The organism is Candidatus Neomarinimicrobiota bacterium, assembly GCA_017656425.1.
Lineage (GTDB): Bacteria > Fidelibacterota > UBA2242 > UBA2242 > B5-G15 > JACDNV01.
This window is the reverse complement of sequence record JACDNV010000006.1, coordinates 82,317-102,087: the sequence shown is the minus strand read 5'-3', so window position 1 is coordinate 102,087 and position 19,771 is coordinate 82,317. Positions and strand designations below refer to the sequence as shown.

Annotated in this window: 8 protein-coding genes; 7 read left to right on the top strand and 1 reads right to left on the bottom strand. The window is 35.0% G+C overall.

What is annotated here, in order from left to right:
• The first annotated feature begins 82 nt into the window (after positions 1-82).
• The 4 genes from H0Z29_05755 (at position 83) to H0Z29_05740 (ending at position 10,331) form a co-directional block, all read left to right on the top strand.
• The gene (locus H0Z29_05755) at positions 83-3,124 is read left to right on the top strand and encodes a TonB-dependent receptor (GenBank protein ID MBO8131007.1); all 3,042 of its coding nucleotides are present in this window, start codon (positions 83-85) and stop codon (positions 3,122-3,124) included.
• A 19-nt stretch (positions 3,125-3,143) separates the two neighbouring features.
• A complete protein-coding gene (locus tag H0Z29_05750) occupies positions 3,144-5,045 on the top strand; it encodes a T9SS type A sorting domain-containing protein (protein MBO8131006.1) in 1,902 nt (633 codons plus the stop codon).
• Positions 5,046-5,065: 20 nt separating this feature from the next.
• Positions 5,066-8,224: a T9SS type A sorting domain-containing protein gene (locus tag H0Z29_05745; protein MBO8131005.1), complete on the top strand. Its 3,159-nt coding sequence runs from the start codon at positions 5,066-5,068 to the stop codon at positions 8,222-8,224.
• Between the two features lie 163 nt (positions 8,225-8,387).
• Positions 8,388-10,331, top strand: a complete 1,944-nt coding sequence (locus H0Z29_05740) for a glycoside hydrolase family 127 protein (protein MBO8131004.1) — start codon at positions 8,388-8,390, stop codon at positions 10,329-10,331.
• 83 nt (positions 10,332-10,414) lie between these two features.
• Here H0Z29_05740 and H0Z29_05735 read toward each other — a convergent pair whose 3' ends face one another.
• Complete coding sequence (locus H0Z29_05735) at positions 10,415-12,802, bottom strand: endo-1,4-beta-xylanase (protein MBO8131003.1); 2,388 nt, start codon at positions 12,800-12,802, stop codon at positions 10,415-10,417.
• A 184-nt stretch (positions 12,803-12,986) separates the two neighbouring features.
• On the opposite strand from H0Z29_05735, the gene H0Z29_05730 reads away from it, so the two are divergent.
• The 3 genes from H0Z29_05730 (at position 12,987) to H0Z29_05720 (ending at position 19,722) form a co-directional block, all read left to right on the top strand.
• Entirely contained in the window at positions 12,987-16,034 is a 3,048-nt protein-coding gene (locus H0Z29_05730) for a TonB-dependent receptor (GenBank protein MBO8131002.1), read from the top strand.
• Between the two features lie 38 nt (positions 16,035-16,072).
• Positions 16,073-17,806 (top strand): T9SS type A sorting domain-containing protein, encoded by a 1,734-nt coding sequence (locus H0Z29_05725; protein ID MBO8131001.1) that lies wholly within the window; start codon positions 16,073-16,075, stop codon positions 17,804-17,806.
• A gap of 155 nt (positions 17,807-17,961) precedes the next feature.
• Positions 17,962-19,722: a peptidyl-prolyl cis-trans isomerase gene (locus H0Z29_05720; protein MBO8131000.1), complete on the top strand. Its 1,761-nt coding sequence runs from the start codon at positions 17,962-17,964 to the stop codon at positions 19,720-19,722.
• Positions 19,723-19,771 lie beyond the last annotated feature (49 nt).

Genomic DNA, 19,771 nt, shown 5'->3' with positions numbered 1-19,771 from the left:
TGATAACTTCTTTTATATCGTTATTGTCTTGCTTTTATTTGAGGGGATGAGAGGTCTATGTTAACAAAGGGAGATAAAAGATATGAACTCTAATATTAAGAGGATTAGAGTATTAATCTTTTCATTTTTAATATTATTTACATTTAATAGTATTAATGCTGGTGTTTTAAAGGGTAAAGTATATGATAAAAACAGTGAAAAACCCCTGCCAGCTGCTAATATTTATTTGAAAGGTACTAACTTTGGAGCTGCTTCAGATTTAGATGGAAATTTTTACATACAAAATGTTCCGGAAGGAGAATATGAAGTTGTAGTTTCATATATAGGATATGAAACACGTACAATCAAAGTTAAAGTTCCTACAACAGGATCAGTAACACAAGATTTTGGTCTTAGTCCTATTACAGTAAGGGGTAAAGAAGTGGTAGTAACCGCACAGGCTTTGGGACAGGTACAAGCTATAAGTCAGCAGTTGGCATCAGATAAAATAGCAAATGTTGTTTCAGAAGCCAGGCTTCAGGAATTGCCAGATTTTAATGCTGCTCAGGCCCTGAGTAGGTTACCCGGCGTATCCACACTCGAAAGCTCAGGAGAAGCAAATAAGGTGGTCATCAGAGGTATAGCGCCCCAGTATAATTCGGTTTCAGTTGAAGGCGTTAGATTAACATCTACGGGAAGTACCCAAATGGGAGTAACAGCAATAGCAGGTGGAGCTGGTCACGTTAATACTGATAGAAGTGTAGATTTGAGCATGATTTCTCCTTATATGATTAAATCTATATCGGTTTATAAGTCTATAACACCTGATATGAATGCTAATACTGTTGGCGGTACAGTTGAGATGCAACTCAGGGAAGCACCCTCAGGATTCAGGTATGATATATTAGGTCAGTCTGGATATACCTATATGACAAATAATTACGGTAACTATAGGTTTGTTGTCTCTGTAAGCAATAGAATTTTTAATGAAAGATTGGGTTTTTATTTACTCGGGAATATGGAAAAATACGATAGAGATGCTGATATTATGAATGCTGGTTATATAACCACAAGTGTAGAAATTGATACATTAACCGGTTATCGGCCTGTAAGGGTTACTAATGTAACTTTGAATAGGCATGTAGAAACAAGGGAACGTTATGGAGCAAACTTAATATTGGATTACAGATTGCCATATGGATACATAAAAATGTTAAACCTTTATGCTCGCCGTAATTCTGACTTTGAGGATTACAGGACTGTACTGAATTATAATGATAGGTTAATTGGATTCAATATGAGGGAAGGATCAAATAATATCGATATATTATTAAACTCACTTGAATTTAATAATGACTTTAATGGTGTAATTTTTAATTTGAAGTTAGCAAATACAATGTCAAAGAATAATTTACCTGAATCTCCGTATGTTTCTTTCAGATCAGGTGTTGCGTATAAGGGTGTCGGTAAAGTACCTGAAAATACTAAACCAGAGTCATTAAAGGTCAACTGGATTTATCCGGGACCCGATTCGATATATTTAAATACCATACAATTATGGTCTACATTATATAAAGAATCTAAGAAATCTGTTAAATCATTTTTGAAAGTACCATATAAAATAGGTAGTTTCATTTCTGGTTATGTAAAATTCGGAGGTGAATATTTCTTTAAAGAGATTATAAATGATCAGGAAGCACCCTATGCTGGTATGCAATATTCTGGGAATTATCAACAGCGTATGCTTGATACGGTTGCTGCAAGATTTAATCTTTTTGTAGATCCTCAGGTTGCAAGGTATCCAGGGACAAATTTTATGGGTGATGCAGAATTGATGGAACCGTTCTTAAATGATAGATTTGGGAGAATGCACTGGGTGCCCGATTCAGACCTTCTTCTTAAAATAGCAGAATATTTAAATAGTGATCCAAGATGGGCTGGTAAAGCCACTGGCGGTCCTGATGAGACAGGAGGCTGGTATAATGGGCTATTCCAGCAATCAGCTAATGATTACATTTTTAGTGAGGAATATTATGCCGGGTATCTGATGACTGAGATAAATTTATGGAAAATTAAATTTATTGGCGGTGCTCGATATGAAAAGACAATAAATAATTATACGGTGTATAATATGTTTGACATGCGAAATCCAGAGAACCAGGCGGTAGATACAGTTGAAACAAGAAATCCAAATGAGTACTTACTGCCAGCGGTTTCTATAAAGATTTCTCCGTTTGACTGGATGGATATTAGATATGCATATACTAAAAGTCTGGCACGTCCTGCATACCATCAGATGTCGCCCAAGATAAGTTTTAATAATCCAAGAAACTATGTATGGGCTGGTAATCCTGATTTAAAACCGGGCCAATCTTTTAATCATGATTTTGCAATAGCATTTCACGGAAACAGGCTGGGGCTTCTAACGATTGGCGCTTTTTATAAAAAGATAAAAGATTTTATATATCATACGAACTATAGATTATATGATGTAAAAAAGTATGAAACAATCAAAACAATAGACGATTTTCAGATCGTTATTGTGAATAAAGATGGTACAGTAAGTGTGTACAAACCTGAACGAAAAGCTACAGTGTCTACATATATTAATGGTATCTGGCCAGCATATGTTAAGGGAATCGAATTTGATTTCCAAACAAGGTTATGGTTTATGCCTGGATTAATGAAAGGTGTGGTGTTTGGTATAAATTATGCAAAAATAAAATCAGAGACTAAATATCCATTAAGAGAAGATAAAACTGTGATTGTTGGTCCACGACAAACGGAGACATTCGTTGTTGATAGTACTCGTACAGGAAGGCTTATATATCAACCTGATGATATTCTGAATGCTTACGTTGGTTATGATCATAAAGGATTTTCTATTAGATTGTCATTTAATTATCAGGGCGATATGGCAAGTTATGTTGGTTCGTACCCAGAACAGGATGGATATACAAGGGATTATTTTAAAATTGATCTATCTGTAAGGCAGAAATTACCGGTATGGAAATCTGAAATATATCTCGATGTAACAAATCTCAATAATGAAATAAATGAATCTGCTCAGATAACCATTGATGGATTTACAAATATGAAATACTATGGTATGGTCGCGAATGCAGGTATAAGGTTTAGATTTTAAATAATAAGTGGAGGAAAGGATGAAAAAAATTATCTTAAGTTTAATTATTTTTGTTGTTACATTTCCATTATTATTTGGGCAACAAAAAGATACTGTAGATGTACCTGGATACTGGGAATCAGGTGGGCAAGAAGGAACATTGAATGAAGCAGTACAGGAAGCTATAAATAATGGAACATTATCCAATACAGTCTTTAGATTAAAACCCTATGAACAATATGTCTTGACAGCTACTATAGAAGTTCCCGAAGGAGAGACCTTAGAGTTAGTTGCTCCACCTCCTGGTAATACACAGGAAACTGCACCACCTCAAATTTTATGGACTGCAAGTGGTGCTGTTACTAAAGAATTTCATATAAGAGTATTCGGTCATCTCATTATGAAGAATATATGGGTAAGGTATGCAGATATAGATGGAGTTCAAACTGGAACACCTATAGTTTTCGATCAGGATGCAACGGATACAACACAACAGTATGGTTATTTCGAAGGATGTGTTTTTGAGTGGATGCCATGTCCTGCAGTAACAGCTTCTGGAAGTATCTGTGTTCGAGCGGTACATTTACATCTTGAACTTAAAAATTGTTATTTTCGTAATTGTGTAGATAAGCATTATATGTATTATGGGCGCGCGGTATCGTTTCCTTATGACGTGCCGGACTATCATACAGACTATGTATCCTTTGAAAATTGTACTTTTGCCAATATGGGATATGTTTATATGCAGGAGATGAATAACTATGCAGATACAGTATATTTTAATCACTGTACATTTTATAATGTTGTTATGTTTTCCCTTGAAGGTGGTGTATATTACTGGGCAAATGTTACAAATTCATTATTTGTAAATGCTTATATGCTGGGTTTTATTCCAGCTCAAGGAGAGGATCCTTCAGGTGCTATAATGTCAATTACACCTGCTGACTCAATTGATTTTAAAGTTCCTTTTAGTGACAAGGATAGACATATTCTAATAGCACATAACGCTTATTATGTTGACAGCTGGTTAGTAGATTGGATGAGAGGAGGCTGGACTAAAGACGCTGAGTGGAAGCCGAGTAGTAGAATAATGGATGTAGGCTGTCCTTATGTTCAAGGTTTATATAGAGAAAGGAGATTTGATGAAATTCCTTATCCAAGGCCAATGCTGGATAGCTGGACAAAGGATTTCTGTGATTCAACAATTGTGGATTCTGCAACTGGTGAAGTTGTGAAAGCTTTTCCCTATATAAACAGGGCAAATAATCTAGATATTACCTCCGATCCTCAAACCTTGACAGAAACTTTAAATCCGGGCTTTTTTGAACCACCACTTGACCTCGATAGTCTAAAATTATTTCTTGAACAAAAATGGTCAACCAATGCTGATTACATGTGGGATTATAAACCTGAAGCTGGTAAAAATCAGGAATGGCCTTTACCAGAAAACCTTGCATATACAAATGAACTGCTTAAGTCCTATGCTATGGGTGGATTCCCATTAGGAGATTTGTATAATTGGTGGAACCCAGATTTAAGGGAAGGGGCTGAGGATTATTATTCGCAGTGGTTGCAGCAGGCTGATCAGGAAAGAGAAAAGATATGGACATGGTTGGTAACCGGAGTACATCCTGATAGTCAAGGTAATGCAATAAAAGATATTAATGAAATTGCGTTAAAATCCTATGAATTAAAACAGAATTATCCAAATCCATTCAATCCCGTTACAACTATTGAATATTATCTTCCCAAGGCAGGTTTTGTTAAACTAAAAGTTTATAATATGATTGGAAAAGAGGTTACAACTATAGTCAGTGAATTCAAGCAGAAAGGTAATTATAAAGTAGTATTTGATGGTAAAGACTTACCAAGTGGAGTATATATTTATCGTTTAGAAACAGATGGCATAATGCTAACAAGAAAATTATTATTAATTAAATAAATAATAGTATGGAGGGTAAAATGAAGAAAAAAAGAAACATTTGGCCCGTATTTGTAATGTGTATCCTATTTTTAAGCGGGATAGCATTACAGGCACAGGTAATTGATTTTGAAGATTACGAAATAGGTGATACGCTTGATGTTATTGGTTGGAATACAGGGGAAACTGCTGTAATCGACACATTACCCGGAGAGCCTGGTAATAAGGCGTTAAAATTCACGCCTAACAATTACAATGCTGCACCAGTAGTTAAGGTGGTACTGGAAGAAGGCAAAACACTTGCAGATTATGATTCGATTAAAATTAAGTTTTTCTTCAAACAGGGAGATGTGGGTTGGAAAGATATTATTGTAGAAGCCTATCAGGACTCACCAACAGCACAAGCCTATAATAATTCAAGTGTAAAGGTTGGGTCTTATAATCGTAATGTAAATGAGGCTTCGACCGAGTGGGAAGAGATAGCTTTCAAGTTAACCAATCCGTCACCTGGTTACCTTGCATCACTCGAAGATACTATCTATTTAGCTTTTGGAATTAATTGTGCCGGTACTGGAAATATCGGAGGTACTGGAGTTACTACAATCTGGTATGCTGATGATATCGAGTTTATTCTTAGGACTTTTCCTATTCCTGTTTACAAATGGGGTAAGGATAGATTGAATGCAGATACGAATTGGGATCTTCTTAACGTACCTGAAATGCCAAGAGGTGATGTAATATTTGGAGACACAACACTTACGAATCCGCCATCAGGCTGGGCAACCATAGCAGGTGGTTTTGACGAAGTACAGGCAACTACCGATAAAGCTGTGATTATTCGTGGTAAACTTGAGCTCATAGGAGGAGGTGGTGGTAGTGCATATACCCATATGAGGTATGCAGTTGCATATCAGGATAGCGCTGTGTTGAAGTATCAAAATACCGATAGTGCAAAGTGGGAAAGCCCCAAGAATTGGTTTAGTTACCTATTCACACCTCGAACTGGAATGGGAACTATGTCAAATACCTGGAGAGGAGTACCTGCTTATGCCAAAGTTGGAGTAGTCTGGAGAGAGCCTGATGGTAGTTGGTACAGTACTAATAGCGCTGGAACGTGGGCTTTATCGCAACAGTTACAGGCACCTCGTAATGCAGAAATGATTGCAGGAATGTATGATTTTGCAATTTCTGTTAGAGTATTACCTGATAGTATAAACGAAATACGCTGGTATCTTGTTGAGGAAAATAATAAATATTGGTTTGGTGGTGTAGCCTATGATTCAGTGATGATAACTACAAAATTTAACCAGATATGCTTCGGTTTTAATAAGGATTCACAGACAAAGCTGGTAAAATTGTATGGTGTTGAAGTAGACATGGGAGATCCTATAGAGGTGCCTGAAGCTCCATGGGAACCATTTTATGTTGATCTGTGGGGTAAAGATAGATTGAATGCAGATATGAATTGGGCTATTCTTAATGATTCGACGACGCTGGTTGGCGATGCAATATTTGGAGACACAACACTTACGAATCCGCCATCAAACTGGGCAACTATAGCAGGTGGTTTTGGCGAAGCTGTTGAGATTAGTGAGGAGAAGGCAATTATTGTAACTGGTAAACTTGAGCTCATAGGAGGAGGTGGTGGTAGCGCATATACCCATATAAGATATGGGTTAGCATATCAAGAGGATGCTAAGTTAGAGAATGCACTGACTGATTCTGCAAGATGGGTTAGTGAAGGAACTTGGGATACCTACCTATTCACACCTCGAACTGGAACGGGAACTATGTCAAATACCTGGAGAGGGGTACCTGCTTATGCCAAAGTTGGAGTTGTTTGGAGAGAGCCTGATGGTAGTTGGTACAGTACTAACAGTGCTGGAACATGGGCACTATCACAAGTTGAGCAAAGACCACGTAATGCAGAAATGATAGCCGGGATGTATGATTTCGCGATTTCGGTTAAAGCATTACCTGGCGGTATTAATGAAATCCGCTGGTATCTTGTTGAAGAAAATGAAAAATACTGGTTTGCCGGCGTAGCCTATGATTCAGCACAGATAACTACAAAATTTAATCTAATATGCTTTGGTTTCAATAAGGATTCACAGACAAAGTTGGTAAAACTTTACGAGGTTAAGGTAGATAAGGGTGATCCAATAAAAATACCATTACCTCCTTTTGTTAATCATTACTTATCAGATATTGGATTTGTAGGTGGTAGGAATGGTAATGGTCAATGGACATTACAGCCTGGAGAATTTGTTGGAGATTTTACTTTATATCCTATCGTTCAAACTTCAGCTTGGATAGCTATTAGGGGTGAATTTGATGCACCTATCATACCTGAAGCTGGTAGAGCAGTTAAAGTATATGGTGAAATGGAACTTATTGGAGGTGGTTTTGATAATGACAATGCAATGAGATTGGGATTGTTCAATTCAGATGCTGGCGAACTCGTTGATTATCACTGGACAGGTTCAGAAATTGGAACTGGATATTTGTTCATTCCCCCAAGTGGTGACAATCCATTACCATACTGGCTTGCTTCCGGTGTGAGTGGTTCGATTGGTGCAGTAGTGAATAATGTATGGTTATCGACGAATGGTCCGGACAATTATGTTTTAAGCGATGCAGTTCAATCTCCTGCAGGAGCAATAGGAGATTCAGGTAAATACGAGTTCGAACTTTATTATGGTAAAGATGCCGATGGAAATGCATGTGTTAAAATTAAATTATCCAAGAAAGATAATAGCTATATATTTGAAGCATCTGCATATGATAATAATGTGGTTACTGACACGATAAATAGCTTTCTGTTCGCACTAAATACTACTAATAGTAGAGTTGCGGCTATAAAATTTATCGGGCTGAAAGCTGATACAACAAATACTCCAGAAGTCGCTATAGGACCTGATTTTGCTAATAGACCAGTGGAATTTGAACTCAAACAGAACTATCCGAACCCATTCAACCCGACGACTAATATCGAATTTACATTACCGAAAGATACTGATGTGAAGATAGTGGTCTACGATATTATGGGAAGACAGGTAGCCACACTTGCAAAGGGATACTACAAAGCTGGTTATTATAGAATTACTTTTGATGCTGGTAGATTACCATCTGGAGTTTACTTCTACAAAATGGTAGCTGGTGAATTTACTAAGGTTAAAAAGCTAATGTTACTGAAGTAGGAATATTATATACGGTAAAAATGTTATAAAATGAAGGCAGCCTGCCATACATACAGCAGGCTGTCTTTATTTTTGTATTGTCTACTGTATAGACAATTTTTCTCCCTAAACTAAGTGTATAGTAATGATTTATGAGGCTAATTAGCTAAGGAGGTAGTAAGGAATGAACGGGGTAATAATAATCTTAATTTATATTTTTTTGATGCTTTGCGATGTAACTAGTGGTAAAAATTATCTACGATATCCCATTTCAAAGGTAGATATAAAAAATGTTAAAATTAATGATAACTTTTGGTTTCCAAAGATAAAGAAAATTCAGGAAATAACCATTCCTTACGCTTTTGAAAAGTGTGAAAAAGAAGGCAGAATGGATAATTTTTTAGTAGCTGGTGGTGTAAAAAAAGGTAAATACAGGGGGAAAATGCCTTTTGATGATACTGATTTATATAAAATTATTGAGGGTGCGTCTTATTCGCTGATTACATTACCTGATGCTAAACTTGAAGCCTATTTGGATTCAGTAATTGACATAATAAAGGTAGGTCAAGAATCTGATGGATACATAACAACATGGTTTACCATTGATAGAAAGAATCCTCCAGCGTGGTGGGTGAAGCCCTCCAAGAAAAGATGGGAAAATCTTGTAAGTAGTCATGAATTATACAATAGTGGGCACTTGTTTCATGCTGCCGTTGCTCACTATTTATCAACTGGTAAAAGAAATTTTTTGGATATTGCTATAAAGAATGCTGATTTGCTGGTGAAAAATTTTGGGCAGGATAAATTGAGTGTACCTCCCGGGCATCAGATTGTTGAAAGCGGACTTATCAGGTTGTATGAAGTTACTGGTAATAGAAATTATCTTGAGCTTGCTAAATTTTTTCTAGATATCAGGGGGGATTCAACGACTCATAAGCTTTATGGAGAATATAGTCAGGACCACAAACCTGTTACAAGGCAAACTGAGGCTGTTGGACATGCAGTAAGAGCAGTATATATGTATGCTGCGATGACAGATATTGCAGCAATTTTTGAAGATACGGCATATTTAAATGCTGTTAGCAGGTTATGGGAAAACGTTGTAAACAAAAAAATGTATATAACTGGTGGAATTGGTTCAAGACATGAGGGTGAGGCATTTGGTAAGAATTATGAATTACCAAATCTTACAGCATATTGTGAGACATGCGCATCAATAGGGAATGTTTTATGGAATCACAAGATGTTTCTCCTATTTGGGGATTCAAAGTATTATGATATAATAGAAAGAACCTTATATAATGGTATTATATCCGGAATATCAATTGATGGTACAAAATTCTTTTATCCAAATCCTTTGGAATCCGATGGTAAATATGCTTTCAATCAGGGTACTTGCACTCGAAAACCATGGTTTGACTGTTCTTGTTGCCCGACAAACTTAATTAGGTTTATACCGTATATACCAGGTCTCATTTATGCTAATGATAAAAATAGTATATATGTAAATTTATTCATTTCAAGTAAAGCAGAAATACTTATAGGTGATACCAAAGTCATAGTTGAGCAAGAGACTGATTATCCGTGGGATGGGCATATAAGAATTTTTGTAAATCCAGAAAAGAGTAAAAAATTCTCATTAAAATTACGCATACCTGGGTGGACTCAAGGGAGACCTGTTCCGGGTGACCTATACTGTTATAAAGATGCGGAAAAAGTGAAAATAATTCTGAAGATAAATAAGAAAAAGAAGAAGTTAAAAATCAACAATAAAGGCTATGCTGAAATTATAAAGAGGTGGAAAAAGGGGGATAAAGTAGAATTGATTTTTCCAATGAAAGTACGTATGGTGATAGCGAATAAAAATGTTATTGAAGATAGAAATAAAGTGGCTTTTGAATATGGTCCCTTTGTATACTGTGCAGAGGAGGTTGATAATAAAAATATTTCAGATATTACAATCCCGAATAATATTGAATTTAATATAAAAGGTATGAAGATACTATCGGAAAAGGTTTTAGCTATTGAAAGTACATTTAATAATGAAAGTCTCATTCTTATTCCCTATTATGTATGGTCAAATAGAGGTATTGGAAAAATGAAGGTATGGTTTCCTATAGTGAATTGATTTTTGATTTTTTGTGATTTTAAAATGTAATAAAAAAGGGGCAGTGATAATAACCGCCCCTTTTTTATTAACTCCGTGTTGTTCTATTTTAGAAGTATAAACTTTTTCGTCTGGCTAAAACCATCCGCATCGATTCGATAGAAATATATTCCACTTTCTAATTGTGAACCATCAAAAAGAATAGAATATGTACCGGGAGTTACGTTACCTTGATATATTGTTTCTACATACTGTCCTAAAATATTAAATACAGTGAGCTTTACGTGAGTATTTATTGGAACTGAGAAACTTATAGTTGTTGTTGGGTTAAATGGATTTGGATAATTGTTGTATAATTTAAATTCAAGTGGATTCCCTTGAACTAAATCTTCTTCAATTGAAACATAATCCTGTACAGTATCCATATAGGCAATTAACCATTTCATGGCTGGTCTTTCGGAGCCATCACTGTTTATAAGATATGCTCCCTGTTCATCTCTCCATAGTCCACGTCTCCATCCCCAGAGAGTTATTCCCATAACTCCAGGGTGCTGATAAAGTGTTGGAAATACTCTTTGATATTCTTCTAATTGAACCTGATCGTCAACACCATCTATATCTAATTCAGTAACATAGACGGGTAAACCTGTGGATGCCAATAAATCGAGACATGATTTTATAGTGGATGTGGAAGCATAGTAAGTGGTAAATGCATGCCCCTGTACTCCAATAGCGTCAATTAGACCTCTTTCTTTAAGAAGGTTTATTATGTTTAAATACTGTTGGGTAGAGCTTGTACTTCCAATGATTCCGAAGTCGTTTATCATTAGTTTTACAGTATCCGGGAAAATATCTCTTGCTAATTGAAATGCATTTATTACCCAATCCCAGCCTGTATCTCCATTGCCGCCGAGAGCGCTTTTGTATTGAGGTGGTTGATGTAAAGGTTCGTTGACAACCTGTAAGAAGTCAATATCAGGGTATCTATCAGCGACTGCATGGAACCATTCCGTGATCTCTTCATATTTTTCATCATCAGTTAAAGTATTATCATTCATCCAGGAAGGTTGTTGTGCTCCCCATATAAGGACGTGAAACATAAATGGGAATTCATGTTCTTTTGCAAAATTGTAAGCTTCATCAAGTATAGTCCAGTTCATAACATCTCTTGTTCCCTCGACAGAACCCCATTTTCCAGCATTTTCAGGTGTTACCTGATTCCAGTACTTTTCAAAATCTTTCTTTTGTGGGCTACTCCATACGTTTCCAAGGAATTTAATATGGCCTGTGGCTAATGGTGGTCCAGGCCAGGTTTCAACGGGTTCTTTTGGCCATTCTGGAGATCCTGCCCAGGCACTATCAAGCATTTCAACAGTGAAATATAAATCAGAGCGACCAAAGGCAAACTTATCGAAATATAATCCATCTTCACGGCCACCAATCATAAAAATAACTGTGGTACTATCTTCTTGAACCGTAAAATTAATTGGTACCTCACCTTCCATTTTATTATTCGATAGATTTACCCACTTCCAGACATTGTTTCCAGCCGCCCCACGTTCAAAGATTACATCTTCGGCATTTGTAAAACCTGCGTTAGCTAATCCATTTACAGCTATCCAATCATCGGGATTGGAAGCGTCCTTATCTCCAAATCCGTTGGAATACCAGAAGCTATCATCATTATATCCATTTGGACCCACCTTTACTTTAGCATATAAGCTATATGTACCTGCATATGGGAATAGCACATTGTATTTTACAGTTCTCTTGTTTCTGTTGAGGGTATCTGGAGCACTTTTTGCAACATCAGCAGCATAATCTGTTGTGACAGTGATGTATGTAATGTCTCCGTCGGTACCAGTTGTAAAATCTTCACCAAGTTCTCCATCTTCTGCTTCAATGATCACTGGTACTCTTGAGGCAAATTCTTTTTCAACATCTATAATTTTGAAATCATCAATCCATATTGTATCTCTGATATTTTCAGAAAAATTAAAATGAATTGGAGCTCTTATAGTTGTACTGCCGTCGTCTAATTGAAATTCAAATGTAAAATTCTCCCATTCTGTTGAAAGGGTAACACCTCCTATTCTTCCGTATTCGTGATAGATGTAATTACCGACTGTAAAATTTACTTTTGCATTTCCTTTTTTTGACTTTGCCCAGACTGAATAGATGTAAGTTTTGGCTGGATCTACTTTAATGCTTTCGGCTACTGCCTGTATGTCCCAGTCATTAGTACCAATAGATTTTACCACAACCATTAAAGCGTGGTTTCCTTTGTGTACAGTATCATCAACTATAGCGAAATAGGGTGGGTCTGAAACACTTGATCCCACAGGGAAAGACCAACCTTCGATACTTTCGTTCGTTATTTCACCTAAAGAGGTGTTTTCAAAACCACCGTTTTTAACTGTTTGTGAAATAGCAATTGAAATAATTAGAATTAAATAGACCGCAAAAAATTTGATTGTGTTAGAACAAGTCATTTAAACCCTCCATATATTTATTAATTTCAAAATGCTTTAGTTAAAATATATTAACAATTTTATAAAAATCAATAGTTAAATTTTAATGATTAGTATATAAATTATTTTATTGACATTTAACATAAATTATATTATAATAATTTCGTGTTGGCGAAATTGAACTACAAAAAATAAGAGGGGGGATATGAATAAGGTAATTAGCTTCGCAACAATTTCATTACTCTGTTTTTTAACTTTTTTTCAAATAGTTTTTCCACAGGAAAACGGGAAAATAGTAGGTTTTGTCTATGACAGTAAGACTAAAAAACCGCTACCATTTGCAAATGTAGTGGTAAAAGGGACATATATGGGTGCTGCCTCTAATGAAGAAGGTAGATTTGAGATAGATGGGGTACCTCCCGGAAATTATATTTTACAAATAAGATTCATTGGCTATGAAGATAAAGATATTCCTGTTGTAGTTAACTCTGGAGAAGAAACCAATGTTACTGCGTTTTTGGATTATAAAGGCTTAAAGCTACAGGAAGTAGTAGTTACTGCACAGGCAAAAGGTCAATTAAATGCGATAAATGAGCAATTGAATGCATTAAGCGTTAAGAATGTAGTTTCTTCCGAGAAAATTCAAGAATTGCCTGACGAAAGTGCTGCAGCTGCCCTTAGTAGATTGCCAGGTATATCTTTACAGGATGGGGATAAGGTAGTAATCAGAGGTATTCAGGCAAAACAGAATGTGGTTCTGATGAATGGGGTGCAGTTACCATCTACAAGCTTAAGTGATCGATCAGTAAATCTTGGTTTTATTTCTTCTAATATGTTGTCTGGAATAGAAGTTTTTAAGGTATTAACTCCAGATATGGATGCTAATTCAATAGGTGGTGTCGTTAATTTAAAAATAATGGAGGCACCAGAGGGTTCACATTTTGATTTCTTTGGTCAAGGTTTCTATAATGGATTAGATAGAACAACTGATAATTATAAGTCATGGGCAAGTATTAGTAAGAGGTTTTTTAATAATAAGTTAGGAGTTTTTATTCAGGGGCACATGGATAGATCTAATGTGGGAAATGATAGAATAGGTTCATCTTTCAGTATTAATGATCCAACAGTTCCATTTGGTGAAGGAATATATAGAATGACTGGTTTTGATTATACTGATGAAGAGAATATTATTTCCAATAAAGGAGGAAGTATTATTCTGGATTATGAATTACCGAATGGTAAGATTATTTTACAAAATTCCATATCTCATAACAGAAATGATTTTGCTAATTATAGGAACATTTTTACTTTTACAGAAAACTTGGGGCAGTATTCAATATTTAGAGATTTTCATGAGAGACAATTGATGATAAATTCTTTAATGGGTGAATATAAATTCGGTAATCTGAAAATGGAGTTTAGTTTGTCTCATTCATCCAGTAATAAAAATACAGTGGAGAGATACGCTGATCCAGGCCAGAATTTTAATTTTGAAGATAGATCTCCTTTTGGAGCGGGAATTAATTACTTGACTGCGGGTGATACTATGGATCTTAATGATGTTTATGAAATTGAAATAGATGATTCTTCTTATTATAGGGCTGAGTTACACGGTTGGGCAACTACGAGAGAAGAGGATTTTAATCAACATTTGTATACATCAAAGGTAGATTTTAGTATTCCAGTTAAGCTATTATATGGAGTAACTGCTGATATAAAATTTGGTGGGAAATATGATCATTCATATCGTAAAAATGATATAGAAGCTTATTATAATAGAACCGGCAATACTGACTTTTACGATGCAATACCTCGGGAGAAAAAAGATGGTAAGATATATTATTATATAGACGGTTATACTATCGTGAGAGATGAGAGTGAGCCTTTAAGCCCGACACATCCTTTGAGATTTATGGAGGTGGTGAGGAGTAGTTACGAACGAGGTAATTATTTTCTTGATGGTAAATATCCGATTAAATATGTAGTAGACAAAGGTATAATGGATCCATTTTTCTTAATTGCGCCGAAAGGATGGGGTATAGGAACACATGAAGAGTGGTCAACGCAAGATGATTTTGTCGGGACAGAAGATTTTCTCGCAGGATACTTTATGAGTACTTTCAAAATAGGGCCTAGATTAACATTGCTTGGAGGAATTAGATGGGAAGAGTATAGGATGAATTATGATGGTCATATACTAATTGTTACCCACCCTGTCGATGGAGATGCTTTAGTTCAGGATGATTCGACAGATATAGATGAAGTAGACAGATCTGATGTAAATTGGTTTCCTAATTTGCAGCTAAAATATAAGCTTACAGAGTGGGCAGATCTACGACTTGCATATACAGAGGCAATATCAAGACCAGATTATTTGGCAATTGTGCCTACTGTCTTATATGAACCAGGAGGATACACAAGGGTTGGAAATCCTAAACTTAAGCCCACAGAAGTGACAAATTACGATGCCGCGCTTTCAATTTATAGTCATAATATTGGATTGATTTCTATTGCTCCTTTCTATAAAAAATTGGAGAATGTATTTTTCTCAACGTCAGTATATTATCAAAATATTGACAAATATGAGATTAATTTTCCTGATACTGCATTAATGCAGAAGTTGGGCTGGAGTAAATTGCCAGAAAAATCATTACTTATAAATTCATATATAAATAATAAATATCCTGGATATGTTAGGGGTATAGAATTCGAATGGCAGTCAAACTTGTGGTATTTGCCCAAGCCATTTAATTCTCTCGTTATAAATGTGAACTATACCAGGACCTGGTCGAGTATGAAATACTTAAGGATAGAAAATACAGATTCAGCGTATTATGAACAGGTAGGTCCGATTAAGGTAAAGAAATACAAATATATAACCAAAGAAAAAACATATAAAGATAGGCTACTTCATCAGGCAGATCACATTTTAAATCTAATCCTGGGGTTTGATTATAAAGGTTTTTCTGGTAGGTTATCATTTAATTTAACGGATGATGAGGTTTCCTATATTGGTTCAAGACCTGAAGATGATGTTTATACTGGAATTATTACAAGGTGGGATCTAACAGTAAAACAAAAATTACCGGTTAAGGGTCTAAGTGTGCAATTTAATATTGTAAATCTTACTGGGACATCAATTAAAAATTATAGAGAATTCAAGAGGCCTGGAAGTGATAAGATAGAACGAACTCTGGTGGGTGAATTGTATACGCCTACATTATACGAACTTGTATTACGCTATAAATTTTAGGATTAATAAATGTATTCGTTAAAAAAAGGAGGTGTAGCATGAAGAAATTGAGTTTAGTTACCTTAGTAGTGTTAGCAATGGTTGTAATGCTAGCTGCTCAAGAAAGCCCTATTTCAGACTATGTTGAGGAATTTCGCGGGGATACTGCAGTTGTATTACCAGAGTATCTATATGAGGCAATTACTTATGATACCGCAAATGTACCAGAAGGTCGTGTATACCTGCTAAAAGCTGGTGAATTGTATGAATTAGGTAGTAATCCAACTACAAAATCTGATAGGCATACTGTTATCGTAGGTGAAGCTACAGAACCATTGTATAATGGTGATCCACAAAAGATGTTTCCGGTGATCTGTGGTAAAGGTGGTAACTCAGGCGGTATTAATCCTGGGGGAGACCTTACTCTTAAAAATGTATGTATAGTACCGGCATCAGCGGAAGGAACTCTTGGTTGGACTTTCTTCTGGTTCACGCAGCCAAATTGTCGTATTACTTTAGAGAATTGTATTGCTGAGCGAACAAGATGGGTGATAATAGCTTCTAACGCTGTGGCTGGGACGAGAGTTTACATCAGAGATTCCTATTTTGTAAACTTAAGTGGTCAGGAATGTAGAAGAAATGGTGGTGTATATGATAATGTAGATAATGCTACAGACACAATATGGGTTGAAAACTCAACTCATGTTGTAGCACAGGGTATGATGTACAAATTTAGAAATTATCCTATTAAACTGTTAATGTTTAATCACAATACTTTTATCAACTGTGCTGGTATTATTTTTGAGACTAACGGTTTTCAAAGCAGATGGGTTGTGACGAATAACATTTTTGTAAACAGTAACGTTCAGCCTTATACTTATATTGATGAAGATTTTCCTGAAGTAGATCAGGATAAATTACCGCTTGGTATTATAAATGTAGATACTTTGCCATCTGATATGGACCAGGTTGATAGGAAGGTCTTAGTTGATAGGAATTTGGTTTATTGGGATTCGAGGTTATTAAACTTGGCTCAATATATGAAAGATAACAATATAAATAATACAGATGAATGGTATGACCAAACAATTAAGATGAATACAAGAACGAAGGCAATGTTTGATGATGATAACAACTGGCCATATCTAGTAGAAGGTACCTGGTATGAGAAATTACCAAATTTCACTGATCCAAGGAATTTACTTACTACCTATGTAGATACTCTGAGAGATTTCGCTATTAATACTATGGACATTACTAAGGCAGTGATATTACCAGACTGGAGATTGGTATTTGTAGGTTCTGATTTTTATGTTTATCCAGATTGGCCTGTACCAATAGATTTGTCATATAGTGATGATGATATAGTAGATGCCGATGGTTATCCTATAGGTGATTTAAACTGGTTCCCTGATCAAAAAAGTTCATGGTTACAAATTAGAGATAATCAATACGAGGAATTACTTGCAGCATTAGATGAAGGTAGATTACCACAGGGTGTTGGAGTAAGGGAAGAAAATAATGTATTAAAAGGATTTAAAGTAAATCAGAATTATCCAAATCCATTTAACCCAACAACAAATATCACTTTTACATTACCACATTCAGGTAAAGTTACTGTGAAAGTATTTGATATGCTGGGTAGGGAAGTTACAACGTTAATGAATGGAGAAGGTATTGCGAAAACATATAATATTACTTTTGACGGATCGAACTTAGCAAGTGGAGTTTATTTCTATACCGTTGAATTTGCTGGACAGAAGATCACAAAGAAGATGGTATTAATGAAGTAGTAGAATATTTGATTACCTTAATCCAAAATAGGCGGGGGTTTTATACCTCCGCCTTTTTTTAAATCTATTTATTGCTCTTTTAATTTTGATTTAATATAAATGGATAATTAATTTAGCTAAGTTTCTTGTTAGCTATCAGGGGAACGGAGTCAAATATGAAAAGATTGCAACTAATATTGGGGATGATATTATTTATAGTCTTGGTTATCATTATTGTAGGATCGAGAGATGAAAAGCAGGATTATTTAAATACTATAATAGTGAAAATTGATAATATGAATAATGTAAATTTTAAAGAAATACAGGATTACTTTTACAATTACCACTTTCACCGTCTTTATAAACCAATTTCAAAGGGCTATTATGCTGCACTGGATCAAATAATATCAAAGAGATTAAGGCTTATAGATTTTATCGAAAAAGATCTTTATTACAGGATACGATATCATAGTGGGATAAAATATATATTGAATGACGAGTTTATTAATGAATATTATCGAAGATTCTATTATGAAAAATATGTTAATGATTCAATTGCAAAAGAATATTATAAGGACTTTGGGAAAGTTGTATATTATAAGCAAATAGTGTTGGAAAAAGAAGAAGGTATGACAGATGAAGATATTGATTCACTAAGACAATTAGCATACAAAATCAAACAAGATGCAGAATACTGGATAGATTTTGATGATATTATTGAAAGAATTACCAAGAATAAGGGGAAGATTACAAGTTCAAATAATTTGCTTTCAATAAATTGGAGTGATTCACAGTTTGATGAATTGAAGGGCGTAATATTTAGCTCTCCTCTAAATTCAATTAACGTTCTGGAAACAAAAGATGCTTTTTGCATCGTAAAAGTTTATAAAATAAAGAATAGCAAGAAAGAGCCATACGAGAAAGTTAGAAAAAAAATTTTGAATATGCTTAGTATAAAATATACACCAATTGCTCAAAAGGAGTTTGAAAACGATAAAAGCAAAATTGTTGATAAGAATTCTATAGTTTGGAATAAGTTAGCCTTGGAAAAGTTAGTAGAATGGTCTAATATACCTAATTTTTATCAAAATGCGTATAAGGATACTTTTAAAAAATTAATAAATTCCGGAAATAATTTCGTTATTATGAAATCCCCCAGGCACAAAGTTAATTTAAAGAGATATCTTTATTTCATCAGTGATATTATCGAGTTTAGAGGTGGCGATAAGATTGAAGTTAATGAAATTAAGAATTATATAATCAGGGCAGTAGAGACGGATATTTTATTAAAGAGAGCAAAAAATGCAGGAATTGATGCTAGAATTATTAGACCTGATACGAAAAATTGGGTGATAATAGATGAAATTGCGAAGTTATATGATAAAGAGGTAATAGAAAAGCAGATTCCCGAGCCGAGAGAACGGGAGCTTAGGGAATTTTTTGAAAAAAATAGGGATTCTCTATATTATCGACCAGCCAGGGTAAATATATATGTTGTGCTGGCAAATGATACTTTGAAGATTTCGGAATGCAAAAGGAAGATAAAAGAGGGTGAGCGGTTTGAAAGGATTGACCGAAGAGTTTATGTAAAAAGATTTTTCCGTGGAAAAGATGGTGTTGTTTATCCTGAAAAGAAAGGTGATGATATTAATGTAGGAAAGATTGCATTTTCGATGAAATTAGGAGAGATAAAAGGACCGATAGAATATAACGATCCTGAAAAGGGGAAAATGTATGCACTTATAAAGTGCGTTTTAAAGGTAGATGAGAAGCAGTTTATATTCGATGAGATAAAAGAAAAAGTAAAAAAGGATTATAGGGAATATTTATTTAATAAACTGAAAAAAGAAAACCACGAAAGGCTGATGACAAAGTATAATGTTGAAGTATTTTACAATAAATTTCAGAAGATACTGAAAATGCTAAAAATAGCTTAAAATATTCTGTATCTACTAATAATAAAGTGTTTAACGAAATGATAGGGGA